This window comes from Sphingorhabdus lacus, from assembly GCF_009768975.1.
Taxonomy (GTDB): Bacteria; Pseudomonadota; Alphaproteobacteria; order Sphingomonadales; family Sphingomonadaceae; genus Sphingorhabdus_B; species Sphingorhabdus_B lacus.
This window is the reverse complement of the sequence record NZ_CP035733.1, coordinates 2,751,471-2,766,603: the sequence shown is the minus strand read 5'-3', so window position 1 is coordinate 2,766,603 and position 15,133 is coordinate 2,751,471. Positions and strand designations below refer to the sequence as shown.

Below are 15,133 nucleotides of genomic sequence, written 5' to 3'. Positions count from 1 at the left end.
CCATGCTAGGCAAGACCGCTTCCGGTATATTCTGGATGTTCCGCTATCTGGAGCGGGCGGAGAATATTGCACGTCTGATCGAGACCGGACACCGCTTTACCCTGACCCGCAACCGTGGTCGACAGGACGAATGGCGCTCCATCCTCTCGGCGCTGGGCATGGATGCCGCCTATCGCGCCAATCATGAGGAATATAACGCGGCGCAGGTCGTCGACTATCTGCTGCGCGACAAGGCCAACCCCGGCAATTTGCGCAACCTGATCGACAGCGCGCGGCAGAATGCGCGGACCACCCGCACCGCGATAACCCGTGAATTGTGGGAAGCCGTCAACGAATGCTGGATCTGCGTCAATGACGCCCTGAAACGGCAAGTGCGCGAGGCCGAACTTCCCGCGACAATCGACCTGATCGAACGGCAGACGGCGCAGGTGCGCGGTGCGCTGGAAAATACGATGTTGCGAAACGACGGGTATAATTTCAGCCGCGTCGGCAACTTTATCGAGCGTGCGGACAGCATGGCGCGACTTCTTGACGTCAAATATTATGTGCTTTTGCCGTCGGTATCCTTTGTCGGTTCCTCGCTCGACAATATCCAGTGGGAAACGATCCTGCGGTCGACCTCGGCCTATAGCGCCTACCGTTGGCTTTACCCCGGCCGGGCAAGCGCGCTCGGCATTGCCGACTTTCTCATTCTCGACCGCCGTTTCCCGCGCAGCCTTGCCTTCTGCTATGGCAAGCTGACCGACAATCTGCGCCACCTTGCCATGTCCTACGGCGTCCAGTCGGACAGCCTGACCGAAGCCGAACGCATCTATGCCGGGTTCGCGTCCATGACCGCCGCCTCGATACTGGAAGATGGACTGCATGAATTTCTGGTTGATTTTCTGACGCAGAACCGCAGGCTGGCGGCGATGGTGGAGCAGGAATATAGGTTCAACTCCTGATGCTTTTGTCCATCCACCACCTCACCGAATATCAGTTTGACCAGCCGGTCCATTACGCGCTGCAACGGCTGAAGCTGCGTCCCAAAGACGGGGCGGGGCAGCAGATCATCGGCTGGACCCTGACCGTCGACGGCGGCAAGGTCGAGGCCGAGCATGATGACCCGCACAACAATCATGTGACGCTGATCTCGGTGGAAGAAGGCCGAACGTCCATCACCATCAGCTGCCATGGCCAGGTCGAAACCACCGACAACCACGGCATATTGGGCCGCCACCGCAGCCATGTGCCGCTCTGGGCCTATTGCCGGCCTACAAAGCTGACCACGGCGGGGCGGGGAGTGCAAAAGCTGGTGGCCGGTGTCGACCGCGAACAGTCGGACAAGCTCGCTTTGCTGCATCAGTTATCCGCGCATATCCTGGGCTCGGTCACCTATCAGGGCGGGGCGACGGGTGTGGACAGCAGCGCGGAAAATGCCATCGCCGCAGGGGCAGGGGTGTGTCAGGACCACGCCCATATCTTCATCGCCGCCTGCCGGTCCATGGGCATTCCTGCACGCTATGTGTCGGGATATCTGATGATGGACGGGCAGGTGGAACAGTCCGCAAGCCATGCCTGGGCCGAGGCGCATGTCGATGCGATTGGCTGGGTCGGGTTCGATATCTCGAACGGCATCAGCCCCGATGGCCGCTATGTCCGCGTCGCCACCGGCTTCGACTATCGCGACGCCGCGCCCATATCGGGCATGTCCTTTGGCGCGCGGGATAAAAGCATGGTTGTCAGCTTGCGGGTGGAACAGTAAGCGAATCAATATCAAGGGTCGGGGGACTTTTCGGATAATGACATATTGCGTGGGAATGTTGCTGGATAAGGGCATGGCGTTCATGTCCGACACGCGCACCAATTCGGGTGTCGACAACATATCGACCTTCCGCAAGATGTTCAGCTGGTCCGTCCCCGGTGAACGTTTCATCACCATGATGACCGCGGGCAACCTCGCCACCACACAGGCGCTGATCAGCCAGCTGGAAGAACGCACCAAGGCCCCGAGCGAGCGCAAGCCGTCGATATTGGAAGCGCCGACCATGTTCCAGGTGGCCAATATCATTGGCACCACCCTGCGCGACACGATCGCCGCGCGGGCCCTCACCGGACCCGTCGCGGCCAGCCCTGCCCCCAATTTCAACGCCAGTGTCATCGTCGGCGGCCAGATCGCGGGCATGGAGCCGCGCCTCTACCTCATCTACCCCGAGGGCAACTTCATCGAGGCGAGCCCCGAAACGCCCTTTTTCCAGATCGGCGAAACCAAATATGGCCGACCCATATTGGTGCGCGGATTTGAATCGCACATGTCCTTTGCCGACATCACCAAGCTGCTGATGGTGTCGTTCGATTCCACGTTGAAGGCAAACCTGTCGGTGGGTCTGCCGCTGGACCTGATGCTCTACCGCAACGACGACTTTGCACCGTTCCACGAACGCCGCATCACCGCCGATGACCCTTATTTCGAGAAAATCTCCGACAGCTGGAGCGAGGCGCTACGCAACGCGTTCCATTCGCTACCGGATTATGAGCTGGACGCCTGATCGCCGATAAAGGGTGCGGCGATTTCCGGTCGTACACGGGCCAGCCTTCCGCTTTCGCGGTCAATCATCGCCCAGGTGGTATTGGCCCGCACGATAACTTTCCCGGCCGCATCGACAAAATCGACCCGCCGGTCAAATTGCGCACCCTTTGGGCTGCTCTCGATCCATGTCCGGCCCGTGACGCTTTCGCCTGCAGCAATGTTACCGCGATAGTCGATCTCGTGCCGGGTCACGACCCAGATATAGGCCGCGATATGCTCGGGCGCGGCAACCGCCTGCCAGTGCGAGGTCGCCATATCCTGAATCCACCGCACCCACACCGCATTGTTGACATGGCCAAGCTCGTCAATGTCGGCGGGGATAGCGGTAAAGCTTTGCGCGAAGGGCGTCATGATCCGCTTTTGGCCATCCCCATCTGCCACAGAAGGAAGGCCGCTTCCTCCGCATTTTCACGTAAGCGTTCAAAGCGCCCCGACTTGCCGCCATGCCCTGCGCCCATATTGGTCTTGAGCAAAAGCACATGGTCGTCGGTCTTCATCGCGCGCAGCTTGGCGACCATTTTCGCAGGTTCCCAATAGGTCACGCGCGGGTCATTGAGGCCCGCCGTCCACAACATGGGCGGATAGGCCTTTGCTTCGACATTGTCGTAAGGCGAATAGCTGCGGATATAGTCGAACGCAGCCTTGTCGGTGATCGGATTGCCCCATTCGGGCCACTCGCCCGGCGTCAGCGGCAGGTCCTTGTCGAGCATCGTGTTGAGCACGTCGACAAAGGCAACATGGCTGACCACCGCGCCAAATAATTCAGGCGCCTGATTGACCACCGCACCCATCAGTTCGCCGCCCGCCGAGCCACCGCTGGCGGTTACCTTGCCCTTGCCGGTGAAGCCCAACTGGATCAGGCCCTTTGCCGCGTCGACAAAATCGTTGAAGGTGTTGGTCCGCTTGGTCAGCTTTCCGTCGAGATACCATTGGTAGCCCAAATCATCGCCGCCGCGAATATGCGCGATGGCATAGGCAAAGCCGCGGTCCACCATGCTGAGCCGGTTGGCCGAGAAACCCGGCGGCACAGCATAGCCATAAGCGCCATAGGCATAGAGATGCAGCGGCTGGCTGCCATCTTTCTTGAAGCCCTTTTTGTAGAGCACCGACACCGGAACCTTCGTTCCGTCGCGTGCGGTGATCATGACGCGCTCGGTCACATATTGGGCCGGATCATAGCCACTCGGAATTTCCTGAACCTTCAGCGTTTCGAGCCGTTTTTCAGCGATATGATAGTCAAATACCGTATCGGGCGTGACCATCGATTCATAGCCGAGGCGCAATTTCGTCACATCATATTCGGGATTGTCGCCAAGCCCGGCTTCATAGCTTGCCTCGGGGAAGGTGATGGGCTGGATCTTTTTCGCATCCGCATAATCGCGAATTTCGACCTGATCGAGGCCATCGATCCGCCCTTCTGTGACGTAGAAATTCTTGAACAGCGCAAGTCCCGTCAAATAATGCCTGTCCGACCCGCCAATCAGTGTCTCCCACTCTCCGGGCTTTTTCAGGCTCGCGGTCGCTATGCGGAAATTCACATGGTCGTCGTTGGTCAGGATGTAGAGCATGCCGTCACGCACATCGACGCTATACTGGCGGCCGACCTTGCGCGGGGAAATCATGATGGGCGTTGCCGTGGGGTTGTTGGCGGGAACCAGACGGACTTCGCTGGTCACATTGTCGCCCGTTGCAATGACGATCCAGTCTTCTTGCGCGGTCAGTCCGACGCCAACGCCAAAGCCGATATCCTGTTCCTTGTACAGCAGCTTGGCCGCCGTCAGTTCTTCGCCCAAGCGGTGATACCAGGCATTGTCCGTGCGCCAGTTTTCATTGGCGAGGCCATAGACCACACCCTTGCTGTCGGATGACCAGACGATACCCGACAAGGTGCCGGGAATCACATCCTTCAGATTTTCGCCTGTCGCCAGATTCCGGAAGTGCAGGTCGAACCGTTCGGAACCGTTGTCGTCATAGGCATAGGCAAGAATTGTACCGTCGGGGCTCACTTCGGCGGCGCCAAGGCGGAAATAATCCTTGCCCTTGGCGAGCTCGTTTTCGTCCAGAATCAACTGGTCCGGTCCACCTGCAACGGGCTTGCGGTAATGCTTGCGATATTGCGCGCCTTCTTCAAATTTGGACCAGTAGATATAGTCGCCATCCTTTTGCGGGACTGAACTGTCATCTTCTTTGACGCGGCCCTTCATCTCCTGAAAAATGGTTTCAGTGAGCGCGGCCTGTGGGGCCATCTGCGCGTCGAAATAGGCGTTCTCGGCCTTCAGATGCTCCAATATTTCCGCGTCATCGATGGTGGGATAGCTTTGATCCTTGAGCCAGTAATAGTCGTCGGTCAGCGTCACGCCATGATAGGTTGCGCTGTGCGGACGCGTGGCCGCGACAGGCGGCTTGATTTCGGCGGCGGATTTTTCGGTCATATTTTCTTTCTGGGCAAATACAGGCGAAGAGAGTGCGCCAATCATGACAAACAGGGGGAGCAACGCTTTCATGAGAAGACTTCCTCGCTTATAGGGGTGGTGTAACCATATGAACGGAAGTCCGATATGTCCACCTATGAAGCCCGCCTAGGCGCCTTGCGCGCGCAATTGAAGAAAGACCAGCTCGACGGCTTTGTCGTGCCGATCTGCGATGAACATATGTCCGAATATGTCGGCGACTATGCGCAGCGTCTGGGATGGTTGACGGGCTTTGGCGGGTCGGCAGGATCGGCCGTTGTGCTGAGCGAGGAAGCAGCCATCTTCACCGACGGTCGGTATACGCTGCAGGTGCGCGAACAGGTCGACGGACAGAATTGGCAATATGTCGGGGTGCCGCAAACCAGCATTTCGGACTGGCTGAAGGAACATGCACCGGCGGGCGCCCGTATCGGCTATGACCCATGGGTTCATACCAAAGGCTGGGTCGAGAGCGCCAGCCGTGCACTCAAAGCCAAGGGCGCCGAACTGGTCGCTGTCAAAAGCAATCCGATTGATGCGGTATGGGCCGACCAACCGGAGAAAAGCGACGCCAAGCTGATGGTACATGAGGACCGCTATGCCGGCCAGAACAGCGCGGAAAAACGCGCGGCGGTGGCGGAGTGGCTGGCCGAAAATGGCGTGGACAGCACGGTGATCTCGGCACTGGATTCGGTCGCATGGCTGCTGAATGTGCGCGGGTCAGACGTGTCGAACACACCTGTTGCGCTGAGCTTTGTGCTCGCGCATGCCGACGGCACAGCGGACCTGTTTGTCGCACCGGAAAAAGTGGACGAGGCGGTGCAAGCCCATCTTGGCAACGCGGTCCGGTTGCGGACACCGGAGGAATTTGTTCCCGCGCTCAAGGCCATGAATGGCAAGCGTATAGCCGTCGATCCCGATCGCGCCGTCGCCGCTATTTTCGGCGCACTGAAAGATGGCGGCGCCACGATCGTGGAGGCGCGCGATCCCACCATCTTGCCCAAGGCCATCAAAAACCCTGTCGAGCAGGATGGCCATCGCGCAGCGCAAGCACGCGATGGCGCGGCCTTGAGCCGCTATCTGCACTGGCTCGCCCAAGAGGCGCATAAGGGCGAACTGACGGAATTGTCGGCTGCGGCCCAGCTCCGCGCCTTCCGCGAGGCGACCGGCATGCTAAAGGATCTGAGCTTCGATACCATCTCGGCCGCCGGACCAAATGGAGCCAGCCCGCATTATAAGGTCGAAGAGAAATCGAACCGGCGTATTGACCCCAACAGCATCTATCTGGTCGACAGCGGCGGTCAATATCTGGACGGGACCACCGACGTCACCCGCACCATCTGGGTCGGGCCGGGCGAGCCGACAGCAGAAATGAAGGACCGCTACACCCGCGTTCTCAAGGGCCATATCGCGCTTGCGCTTGCCGTCTTTCCGGAAGGCACGCGCGGGGCGCAACTCGACACATTGGCGCGCGCGGCGCTGTGGCAGGCAGGCGTCGATTACGCCCATGGCACCGGCCATGGCGTGGGCAGCTTCCTTGCCGTGCACGAAGGCCCGCAACGCATCGGCAAATTCTCCGGCGGACAGGCCGGAACGGATGAGCCGTTGCAAGCGGGCATGATTTTGTCGAATGAGCCCGGCTATTACAAGCAAGGTGAATTTGGCATCCGGATCGAGAATCTCATTTTGGTGGAAGAGCGGGAAATCGCTTGCGCAGAGGGGCGCTATTTCGGATTCGAAACCCTCACCTTCGCGCCGATTGACAAAGCCTTGGTCGACACCAGCCTTCTCACCCGCGACGAATTGCGGTGGTGGGATGATTACCATGCCAAAGTTCTGGAAATCGTCGCACCGCAGTTGGACGGCGATGCGCTCGCATGGGCAACCAAAGCCTGCGCACCCTTGGCTAAGGGATAATACCCGCTCCTCCAGGAAGGTGGTGATAGGGAGCGCGTTATCGTTAGCGCACAACCCCTCACCGCTGCGACTAGCGATCACAGATCGCAAGTCTCGCTGCCTCTCCCAAGGGGAGAGGGGGTTTAGGCTGATTGCTGCCGCCTCCGCGTTCTCCGCGCACTCTGCGTGAACCTTGTACGCGTCCGTTCTTGGTTCACGCAGAGAGCGCAAAGTTCGCAGAGGCTGGAATTGCCTGACTCCAGATAGAGTGTATTTGAGCCATATTCTCGCACCCGTCACCCTGAACTTGTTTCAGGGTCTTAGTTTCCAAGTCGCATTACTAAGACCCTGAAACAAGTTCAGGGTGACAGATGTTGTGATCAGATGTCGGATGAACGCCCCCTCTCCCCTTGGGAAAGGATACAGCCTTATGAGCGCAGCGAATGTGGCGAAGTTGGTGAGGGGTTGTGCCCTGTCCGCCCGGAACTAGTTGGATTTCAAAGCTTGTGATGCGCCCCGATGCTGGACCGGATCCGGTCGAGCGTCGTCTTGCGGATCGATTTCTTGTTCCAGGCATAGGATGGTGCGGGGAGCTGCGCCAATTGTCCGGCCACGGCCAGAGCGGTCGCCTCCACCTTTTCCAGATCAACGAGCATGTCGAGATAGCCGGCTTCCAACGCGCCGGCAGGATCATAGATGAAACCCTGAATCATCGCGCGGGTCATATGGGTGGGATTCAGCCGGTCGCGCGCGAGTTCCATCGCAAAAATGGGAAGCTGCATCCCGGTTACCGCTTCATTCGCGCCGATCTTGAACGCGCCCGATGCACCGACGCGGGTGTCGCAGGCATGGAGCAAAAATGTCCCCATCGCGATCGCATGGCCGGTGCAGGCCGCCACGACTGGCAAAGGTCCGCCATAAAGGCGAAGCAAAAGTTCGGCGCCTGCGTCCAGTAATTTATACACTCCATCGGCGCCGAGCGTCGCAAAGGCATTGAGGTCGAACCCGCCGGAAAAACGGCCTTCGCGTCCCGCGAGAACGATTGCCTTTGCCTCCGCCTCTGCCTTGTCGAGCGCACTATTGACCGCCGCGATCATGTCGAAATTGATCGCGTTCGCCTTGCCATCATCCATCCGGATCAGGGCAATATCATTGGCGATTTCGACAGTGGCGGACATGGCTTTTCTCCCTCAGGCTTTAACCACCCGATTAAACTCGCAGTTTACGTAAACGTCAAGCGCTATTGATAGTCGCACCGTGCGCGTGCGATTCTTTTGGTGTGGCGTTCGGGACGGCACCCGCTAATATCAGCCCAACATCATTCAGGAGTTCAGTATGACGCAGACATTTTCCGATTATACCCCGCCCAAAATCTGGGAGTGGAACAAGGAAAATGGCGGGCAGTTCGCCAATATCAACAGGCCCATAGCCGGTGCGACGCACGATAAGGATCGGCCTGTCGGCAAGCATCCGCTGCAACTCTATTCGCTGGCGACACCGAACGGGGTGAAGGTGACCGTGATGCTCGAAGAGCTGCTGGCCCTAGGCCATGAAGGCGCCGAATATGATGCGTGGCTGGTAAACATTCGCGACGGCAATCAGTTTTCGAGCGGATTCGTCGAGGCCAATCCCAATTCGAAAATCCCCGCTTTGTTCGACCATTCGACACCCGAGCCCACCCGTGTTTTCGAATCGGGATCCATATTGATCTATCTGGCCGAGAAGTTCGGGGCCTTTTTGCCAACCCAACATCACAAGCGCACGGAAACCATGAACTGGCTGATGTGGCAAATGGGCAGCGCGCCCTATCTGGGCGGTGGGTTCGGCCATTTCTACGCCTATGCACCCTTCAAGTTTGAATATGCCATTGACCGTTTTGCGATGGAGGTGAAGCGGCAGCTTGATGTGCTCGACCGGAACCTTGCGGATCGCGAATATATGGCCGGCGACGAATACAGCATCGCCGACATGGCGATCTGGCCCTGGTATGGCGCGCTCGTCAAAGGCCTCATTTATGAGGCTGGCGAATTTCTGTCGGTGCACGAATATACCAATGTGGTGCGCTGGACCGACCAGATTGCCGAACGGCCTGCGGTGAAACGCGGACGGATGGTGAACCGCGTCATGGGTGACCCCGCCAGCCAGTTGCACGAGCGCCATGATGCCAGCGATTTCGACACGAAAACACAGGACAAGGTCTCAAAACCGGGCTGATTGACTCTGTTGGAATGTTCTCTTAATGTTCTCTTCTTCTTTTGGGAGAGATTCGATGATTGGATATGTTACCTTAGGTACAAATGACCTCGCGCGTGCGGCTGTTTTCTATGACGCTCTGGCGGGGGAACTGGAAACACCCCGGATGATGGACTTTGACGGCTTCATCGCCTGGGGCAAGCCCGGCGGTGCGGCGGGCATTGGCCTGACCAAGCCCTTTGACGGGAACCCGGCAACGGTCGGTAATGGCGTGATGATTGCGCTTGAGGCCAGGGACAAGGAACAGGTGGACCGGCTACACGCACTTGCGCTTGCCAATGGTGGAACCTGCGAAGGCCCTCCAGGACCGCGTGGCGATTCCTTTTATGCCGGCTATTTCCGCGACCCCGACGGGAATAAGCTGAACGCCTTTATCATGACCTGAAGTCCCCACAGCTTGGAGGAGAGCGCCATGGCCCAAGATGCATATAATCTGGAAACACACCCCCTGCATCTCGGGCTGGGCGCAACGGCGCAGCCACAACCGCCTTTTACCGGCTTGGAATGGTATCAAAGCTATGCCGCCCGCACCGCGCAGGACGGGGCGGAAGGGCGGCTGGTGTCCATGCACCGCTTCAGCGAAAACTGGGACAGTTGGGAAATGCACCCCCTCGGCGATGAGGTGGTGCTTTGCCTCAGCGGCTCGATGACCCTGCATCAGGAGCATGCCGATGGCGCGACGGCGGTCGTGACACTTTGCCCGAACGAATATGCCGTAAACCCGCCAGGAACCTGGCACACAGTCGATGTGGAAGGAGAAGCGGTAGCCCTGTTCATCACCGCCGGAACCGACACGAAGCATAAGCCACGTTAACAACGGCGGCTGAAATTAGCGCTTACGGCGCGCGGACGATATCCACCGAACGCAGGACAAACTCCGCGCCCAACTGTCCACTTCCGCCCGCCAGTTGAAGCTGGAGCAGCTGGTGCGGGCAGTCAGCGCCAAGCGTGAAGCTCTGCACGTCGCCGCTACGACCCGTTTTCACCGCGCGAGAAGTGAACCATTTGCTGACATTCCCCTTTTGCGAAGCGCAAAAAAGGTCCCATCTGATTTCCGAATCCGGAGCGCTCGACTGGGCCTCATATTGTGCCGCAAACCGGTAGGTGCCGGGCTTGAGGAACAGCAATTTTCGCATCAACTCACCCCGTTCGCCCGATCCGGCAAAGGCAGAAAGGGTGAAGGCGCCGCTTTTATCAGGTTCGGAAAACGCCCCGCCGATCACGGAGTTTTCGGTTAGTTGCCACCCGGCAGCGGGGTAGCGCAGGTTGATCGTGTCCTTATTCAAGGCTGCTGTTTGCAGCGCTTTTGATCGCACTGAGGGCAGACTGGAATAATAGCGCTGGAATGCGGAAAACTGGCCTTTGTTGGCGAGCGTCGACAGCAGATAATTGGATTGTTCGCGATATTCAGGGCGATCTGGCAGAGGCCCCGCTTTCAGCAACACGTCGGCAAGATAGGAGGGGTTTTCGCTGGTCCCGATGGCATGGGGCAGGAACGGTAGGAGCCATTCGGGCGCAGCCTTCACATAAGGTGCCAATCCGGCGCGCACTTCGGGATCGTCCAGCGCACCGGTCAATGTGGGAAACAGAAGCGGAAAACTGCTGGGTGTGGTCCGCATGGCAATATCATAATGGTAGAGGGCCTGTTTCTTGTCATTCCGCTTGACCGCATCTTCGATCAACCAAAGCTGCGTTCCGAAATCCCGCCGCGAGACCTTCTGGGACAGCAGCATTAATTCGCGGGCCTTCTTCTGATCTCCCCGTGCATCGGCGACATAACCCAAAAGACGGATCGCCACGGGGTTCAACGCACCCCCGCGGAGCGACTGCTTTGCCATCGCCTCGACCTTGGCCAACGTCGCCGGATCCTGCTTGGCCGCAAACAGCTCGTCCGCTTTACGCGACAGGGCCAGAGGATGATCGGGCACAAAGCGCAGCGCCATATCGGGATTCTGTTGCCACGTAATATTAGCAACGGCATGGATGAAGGAAAACCATGCAAGAGTGCAGGTGACGGCAGCGATACTGACCAACTTGACCCAGAATACGGGCGGCTTTGCCCGAAGGGCGGCAAAACGCGGGGGAGCTTTACGTTTCCTGGACATATTTTAGCGCGGTTTCACCTGTCAAAGGAGCCACAAACTGGCGGAGACGGAGGGATTCGAACCCTCGGTACCGGATTTACCAGTACGACGGTTTAGCAAACCGTTGGTTTCAGCCACTCACCCACGTCTCCTGCGCGCTTGGCATCGGGGGCCTATAGCGTCGCAATTCAGGGGCTGCAACGGTTATTGATGGGAGAATGGCAGCAGCATCAAAATTGCGTCCCGAGATTCGCTCTGGCGCAAATAGGACTCGGGTGGTCGCCCGTTCATTGTGCGCTCATCTACAAGATTCATATGTTTAGGCCATTTTTGACGGGAGGTGTGCATCATGCACAATCGGGCACATAAGCAGGGAATAGCAGCGATGGCAAAACAGGCATTGCTGATGATGGCATTGGCGCTTTTTGTAGCCGCCCCGTCGAGCGCCCAGATTACGTCGGTTGATCCGAATGAGGCGATCGATGCCGATCTCGGAACTCCGCCCGCAACCGCGCCCTCTGAAACAAATGTGACCGTGCAGGACGGGATTCCGACCGAAGCACCGATGCCCGCGCCTTCCGATACGATGATCACGCCCGCACCAGCGGCGGACCAGAACACCTACCAGGAAGACGACCTGATCGGCGCTGCCGAAGGTGTATTCGGTAAAGGCGCCCAAGGCTTGGGTAAGCTGATCGAAGACATATTGAAAAAGCAGGGCCGTCCCAACGGCTATATTGTCGGCCGCGAAGGCGGCGGTGCGCTGGTCGTCGGCCTGCGCTATGGCTCGGGAACATTGAACCACAAGGTCGAAGGCCAAAAGCCTGTGTACTGGACGGGCCCATCAATCGGATTTGATGCCGGCGCTAACGCGGGCAGCACGTTCGTGCTCGTCTATAACCTCTACGATACCGAAGATATTTATAAGCGCTTCCCGTCCGGCGAAGGCGTTGCCTATCTGGTCGGTGGATTCAACGCCAGCTATCTGCGGCGCGGCGACGTGGTCCTCATTCCGATCCGCGTGGGCGCAGGGCTCCGGCTGGGTGCCAATGTCGGCTATATGAAATTTTCCAAAAAGCAGCGTTGGCTGCCCTTTTAACGGGCGCGCAAATCTTCCATCCGCTTGAGATAGCGGGCGAGGACATCGATCTCCAGATTCACTTCTCGACCGACGAACAGGCTATCCAGCGTGGTCATCTCGGCCGTGTGTGGAATGATATTGAGCGTGAATTGTGCCGTCTGATCGGATTGATCGGTAATTTCATTGACGGTCAGGGAAATGCCATCAACGGTGATCGAACCCTTGGCCGCGATATAGGGGGCAAGCGCGGCGGGCGCTGAAACAACGACTTTCCAGCTATCACCCACGGGATCGCTGGCAACAATATGACCAACGCCATCGACATGCCCGGTCACAATATGGCCACCCAATTCGTCCCCAACCTTCAACGCGCGCTCGAGGTTCAGACGCGCACCCGACTGCCACAAACCGCTGGCTGTGCGCGATACTGTTTCGGCAGAGGCGTCGATGGCAAACCAGCCTTCGCCCTTGTCCACGACCGTCAAGCATACCCCCGAACAGGCAATTGAGGCACCGATGGCAACACTATCCATGTCATAGGTGCAGGAGATAACCATCCGCAGGTCGCCCCGCTGTTCGACAGAAGTCGCGGTGCCGATATCGGTAATAATGCCGGTGAACATTTTAATTGAGCCTTTGAATTAGATAAGGGCGTCGTAGACTTCGATGCTATCCTTGCCAAGACGGCGCGATAGGGAAATCTGCCACCGGCCATGCGCCACATCGAGATTATCAAGGCCGATATCGCCGAGGCACGCCGTCCCGGCACCGATCAGGATGGGCGCGCGATATAAAAGCAAACGGTCCACAAGACCGGCGCGCAAAAAAGCCGAGGCGGTCATGGCGCCACCTTCCACAAGCAGTGTGTTGCACGCGAGAGATCCAAGTTCCTCCAGACTGCGCAGAACGTCCCAGCCCTGCGGTGCATCGCCACTGCCCAGCATGATTTTGCGCGGACTGCGATGCTCCAGCCCGGCGAGACGCACATCCAGCCGGGGGGCATCGATCCGCACCGTGCCGGCGCCTACCAAAATCGCATCGCATCGCGCGCGCTCGACATGGGCATGGGCACGCGCAAAGTCGCCGGTGATCCAGCGGCTTTGGCCATTTGCCATGGCTATCTGACCATCCAGCGATGTCGCCATTTTCAACGTTACAAAGGGACGTGACCGTTCCAAGCGACTGAAAAATCCGGCTAATTGTACCCGAGCCTCTGACGCCATGACGCCGGTTTCAACCTCTATGCCTGCTTCGCGCAGCCGAGCGAAGCCCTGTCCCGCCGTGCGCGGGTCCGGGTCTGTCACAGCGCCCACAACCCGCGCTGGTCGCGCATCGTATACCAAATGCGCACAGGCAGGGCCGCGTTCGGACGGATGCGCACAGGGTTCAAGCGTGACGTAAATGGTCGCGCCCGCGGCTTTTGATCCGGCTTGCGCCAGCGCCATCGCCTCGGCATGGGGACGGCCACCATATTGTGTCCAGCCTCGCCCGACGATGATGTCATCCTGGACAATCACGCATCCGACAGATGGATTGTTCCCGGTCTGGCCAACACCGCGCTCGGCAATTGCCAAGGCAGCGGCCATATAACGGTGGTCGGCGGGCGTTGCTATTTGACCGCTCCTGCGTCCTGCTTTTCCTGTGCAGCCTTTTGCGCAGCCTGTTCGGCAAGAGCCTCACGCTCGATACGGTCGACATCCATTCCTACCGCGCGGCCAAAGGCTTTGTACGCCTCCTTCTCACGCGCAATCATCTCGTCTTTCAGCTTTTGCCTCTCGGCAATTGCGGCTTTCGATTCCTCGATCGTGCGTGTGGCGGGCCAGCTTTCCACATAGATAATCTCGCGTGGCGGCGGCTTTCCCTTTTGCAGCGTGTCTATATAGAAGGTGTATATGATGATGGCAGTCGGAACACAGGCTGCGAGAAACAACCACGGACTGTGGTTGCCCGACGTTCGCAAAAACCCGATCAGGTCGGAACCGGCGCTTTTCAGCGAGACATCTTTAAAGAAGGACATATCCGCTCAATAGGCGGGGTGCGGCCTGATTTCCAGTGCCCGAATCAGGCCGCACCAAATCAGTTAATGTCGAAGCGGACAGTCAGCGTTTGCCAGTCTTCAACCGGAACACCGTCACGTGTCGCCGGCTTGAAGCGCCAGGCCTTTAACGCCTGTTTTTCGGTCGCACGGGCAAAGTCGGGATCGGTCGCGTTCAGAATCTGGACCTGCCGAACGCGTCCATCGGTGCCGACCAATATGCGAACCGTTACGCTGCCTTCAATTTCCAGACGCAATTTGCCGACCGGGTATTCCGGTTGGAAAGCCCTGGCGAAGCGTGGATCGCGTAAAGCCGCTTTAAATATCGGCATCGGTATTTTGGGAATATTCCCAAGTGTCGAACCCGCCTCGTCATCGCCGCCCGCGGTGGTTCCTATGGATCCAATGTCCGTCCATTCATTGGTCGTTGACGGCCCAAGATCCGGTGGCGTTTTTGTTTCAATGATCGGGTCGGGCGCAAATATCGGCTTTATTGGCTTTGCGACATTGTCGTCCGGTTTGGGATCCTTTTTGACGGGTTTCTGTTCCGGAATATTGGTGCCCTGAATGATAGTCGGAATTGGCACTCGTTCGGCAATGATCGGCGACAGCGCCACAGCTAATATAATGGATCCATTGACCAATATGGCGGCTCCCATCCCCAAACTATTGGTGCGCCGCGTTTCTTGTACATAACTCATATCGGGTCTCCTCTCTCCCAGTTATGGCGAGAGGGCCGGAGCCAACTGTGTCAACGAACCACTC

16 protein-coding genes and 1 tRNA gene are annotated in these 15,133 nt (G+C 58.3%); 8 read left to right on the top strand and 9 right to left on the bottom strand.

Going from position 1 to position 15,133, the window contains the following annotated elements:
- Positions 1–2 precede the first annotated feature (2 nt).
- From EUU25_RS13070 to EUU25_RS13060, 3 genes are read left to right on the top strand one after another with little or no spacing between them, the layout of a single operon-like run.
- A complete protein-coding gene (locus tag EUU25_RS13070; protein WP_158901637.1) occupies positions 3–944 on the top strand; it encodes an alpha-E domain-containing protein in 942 nt (313 codons plus the stop codon).
- Complete coding sequence (locus EUU25_RS13065) at positions 944–1,744, top strand: transglutaminase family protein (protein ID WP_158901635.1); 801 nt, start codon at positions 944–946, stop codon at positions 1,742–1,744. The genes EUU25_RS13070 and EUU25_RS13065 overlap by 1 nt, the downstream gene beginning before the upstream one ends.
- Positions 1,745–1,781: 37 nt before the next feature.
- Positions 1,782–2,528, top strand: a complete 747-nt coding sequence (locus tag EUU25_RS13060; RefSeq protein WP_158901633.1) for a proteasome-type protease — start codon at positions 1,782–1,784, stop codon at positions 2,526–2,528.
- Here the strand turns inward: EUU25_RS13060 and EUU25_RS13055 are convergent.
- Both EUU25_RS13055 and EUU25_RS13050 read right to left on the bottom strand, forming a co-directional pair.
- Positions 2,510–2,920, bottom strand: a complete 411-nt coding sequence (locus EUU25_RS13055; protein ID WP_158901632.1) for an acyl-CoA thioesterase — start codon at positions 2,918–2,920, stop codon at positions 2,510–2,512. The genes EUU25_RS13060 and EUU25_RS13055 overlap by 19 nt on opposite strands.
- A complete protein-coding gene (locus EUU25_RS13050) occupies positions 2,917–5,001 on the bottom strand; it encodes a S9 family peptidase (RefSeq protein ID WP_158903414.1) in 2,085 nt (694 codons plus the stop codon). Before EUU25_RS13050 ends, EUU25_RS13055 begins: the two co-directional genes overlap by 4 nt.
- 126 nt (positions 5,002–5,127) lie before the next feature.
- Here EUU25_RS13050 and EUU25_RS13045 point away from each other — a divergent pair, with 126 nt between their 5' ends.
- Entirely contained in the window at positions 5,128–6,936 is a 1,809-nt protein-coding gene (locus tag EUU25_RS13045) for an aminopeptidase P family protein (protein WP_158901630.1), read from the top strand.
- 476 nt (positions 6,937–7,412) lie between these two features.
- On the opposite strand, the gene EUU25_RS13040 is transcribed toward EUU25_RS13045, so the two are convergent.
- Entirely contained in the window at positions 7,413–8,093 is a 681-nt protein-coding gene (locus EUU25_RS13040; protein ID WP_158901628.1) for a crotonase/enoyl-CoA hydratase family protein, read from the bottom strand.
- 157 nt (positions 8,094–8,250) lie between these two features.
- On the opposite strand from EUU25_RS13040, the gene yghU reads away from it, so the two are divergent.
- The 3 genes from yghU to EUU25_RS13025 are packed head-to-tail and all read left to right on the top strand — an operon-like array spanning position 8,251 to position 9,982.
- A complete protein-coding gene (yghU, locus tag EUU25_RS13035; protein WP_158901626.1) occupies positions 8,251–9,129 on the top strand; it encodes a glutathione-dependent disulfide-bond oxidoreductase in 879 nt (292 codons plus the stop codon).
- 55 nt (positions 9,130–9,184) lie between these two features.
- A complete protein-coding gene (locus tag EUU25_RS13030; RefSeq protein WP_158901624.1) occupies positions 9,185–9,553 on the top strand; it encodes a VOC family protein in 369 nt (122 codons plus the stop codon).
- Between the two features lie 27 nt (positions 9,554–9,580).
- Positions 9,581–9,982, top strand: a complete 402-nt coding sequence (locus tag EUU25_RS13025) for a cupin domain-containing protein (RefSeq protein WP_158901621.1) — start codon at positions 9,581–9,583, stop codon at positions 9,980–9,982.
- A 22-nt stretch (positions 9,983–10,004) separates the two neighbouring features.
- On the opposite strand, the gene EUU25_RS13020 is transcribed toward EUU25_RS13025, so the two are convergent.
- Positions 10,005–11,273 carry a hypothetical protein gene (locus tag EUU25_RS13020; RefSeq protein ID WP_158901620.1) on the bottom strand — a complete coding sequence of 423 codons (1,269 nt, stop codon included), beginning with the start codon at positions 11,271–11,273 and terminating at the stop codon, positions 10,005–10,007.
- A gap of 38 nt (positions 11,274–11,311) precedes the next feature.
- Positions 11,312–11,404: transfer RNA gene (locus EUU25_RS13015), tRNA-Ser, on the bottom strand.
- Between the two features lie 233 nt (positions 11,405–11,637).
- On the opposite strand from EUU25_RS13015, the gene EUU25_RS13010 reads away from it, so the two are divergent.
- On the top strand, positions 11,638–12,351 hold the full coding sequence (locus tag EUU25_RS13010; RefSeq protein ID WP_246162732.1) for a DUF1134 domain-containing protein: 714 nt from the start codon (positions 11,638–11,640) through the stop codon (positions 12,349–12,351).
- On the opposite strand, the gene EUU25_RS13005 is transcribed toward EUU25_RS13010, so the two are convergent.
- From EUU25_RS13005 to EUU25_RS12990, 4 genes are read right to left on the bottom strand one after another with little or no spacing between them, the layout of a single operon-like run.
- The gene (locus EUU25_RS13005; RefSeq protein ID WP_158901618.1) at positions 12,348–12,956 is read right to left on the bottom strand and encodes a riboflavin synthase; all 609 of its coding nucleotides are present in this window, start codon (positions 12,954–12,956) and stop codon (positions 12,348–12,350) included. The two genes, EUU25_RS13010 and EUU25_RS13005, sit on opposite strands and share 4 nt — an antisense overlap.
- A gap of 18 nt (positions 12,957–12,974) precedes the next feature.
- Complete coding sequence (gene ribD, locus EUU25_RS13000; protein WP_158901616.1) at positions 12,975–13,919, bottom strand: bifunctional diaminohydroxyphosphoribosylaminopyrimidine deaminase/5-amino-6-(5-phosphoribosylamino)uracil reductase RibD; 945 nt, start codon at positions 13,917–13,919, stop codon at positions 12,975–12,977.
- A gap of 23 nt (positions 13,920–13,942) precedes the next feature.
- Positions 13,943–14,350, bottom strand: a complete 408-nt coding sequence (locus EUU25_RS12995) for a hypothetical protein (RefSeq protein ID WP_158901614.1) — start codon at positions 14,348–14,350, stop codon at positions 13,943–13,945.
- 59 nt (positions 14,351–14,409) lie between these two features.
- Positions 14,410–15,069 (bottom strand): energy transducer TonB, encoded by a 660-nt coding sequence (locus tag EUU25_RS12990; RefSeq protein WP_158901612.1) that lies wholly within the window; start codon positions 15,067–15,069, stop codon positions 14,410–14,412.
- Positions 15,070–15,133 lie beyond the last annotated feature (64 nt).

Bases quoted from the DNA above. Each gene is read 5' to 3' on its own strand.
- EUU25_RS13050 (WP_158903414.1), bottom strand. From the start codon at position 5,001: ATGACCGAAAAATCCGCCGCCGAAATCAAGCCGCCTGTCGCGGCCACG.
- EUU25_RS13055 (WP_158901632.1), bottom strand. From the start codon at position 2,920: ATGACGCCCTTCGCGCAAAGCTTTACCGCTATCCCCGCCGACATTGAC.
- EUU25_RS13030 (WP_158901624.1), top strand. From the start codon at position 9,185: ATGATTGGATATGTTACCTTAGGTACAAATGACCTCGCGCGTGCGGCT.
- EUU25_RS13070 (WP_158901637.1), top strand. From the start codon at position 3: ATGCTAGGCAAGACCGCTTCCGGTATATTCTGGATGTTCCGCTATCTG.
- EUU25_RS13010 (WP_246162732.1), top strand. From the start codon at position 11,638: ATGGCAAAACAGGCATTGCTGATGATGGCATTGGCGCTTTTTGTAGCC.
- EUU25_RS13025 (WP_158901621.1), top strand. From the start codon at position 9,581: ATGGCCCAAGATGCATATAATCTGGAAACACACCCCCTGCATCTCGGG.
- EUU25_RS13065 (WP_158901635.1), top strand. From the start codon at position 944: ATGCTTTTGTCCATCCACCACCTCACCGAATATCAGTTTGACCAGCCG.
- EUU25_RS13045 (WP_158901630.1), top strand. From the start codon at position 5,128: ATGTCCACCTATGAAGCCCGCCTAGGCGCCTTGCGCGCGCAATTGAAG.
- yghU (WP_158901626.1), top strand. From the start codon at position 8,251: ATGACGCAGACATTTTCCGATTATACCCCGCCCAAAATCTGGGAGTGG.
- ribD (WP_158901616.1), bottom strand. From the start codon at position 13,919: ATGGCCGCTGCCTTGGCAATTGCCGAGCGCGGTGTTGGCCAGACCGGG.
- EUU25_RS12990 (WP_158901612.1), bottom strand. From the start codon at position 15,069: ATGAGTTATGTACAAGAAACGCGGCGCACCAATAGTTTGGGGATGGGA.
- EUU25_RS13005 (WP_158901618.1), bottom strand. From the start codon at position 12,956: ATGTTCACCGGCATTATTACCGATATCGGCACCGCGACTTCTGTCGAA.
- EUU25_RS13060 (WP_158901633.1), top strand. From the start codon at position 1,782: ATGACATATTGCGTGGGAATGTTGCTGGATAAGGGCATGGCGTTCATG.
- EUU25_RS12995 (WP_158901614.1), bottom strand. From the start codon at position 14,350: ATGTCCTTCTTTAAAGATGTCTCGCTGAAAAGCGCCGGTTCCGACCTG.
- EUU25_RS13040 (WP_158901628.1), bottom strand. From the start codon at position 8,093: ATGTCCGCCACTGTCGAAATCGCCAATGATATTGCCCTGATCCGGATG.
- EUU25_RS13020 (WP_158901620.1), bottom strand. From the start codon at position 11,273: ATGTCCAGGAAACGTAAAGCTCCCCCGCGTTTTGCCGCCCTTCGGGCA.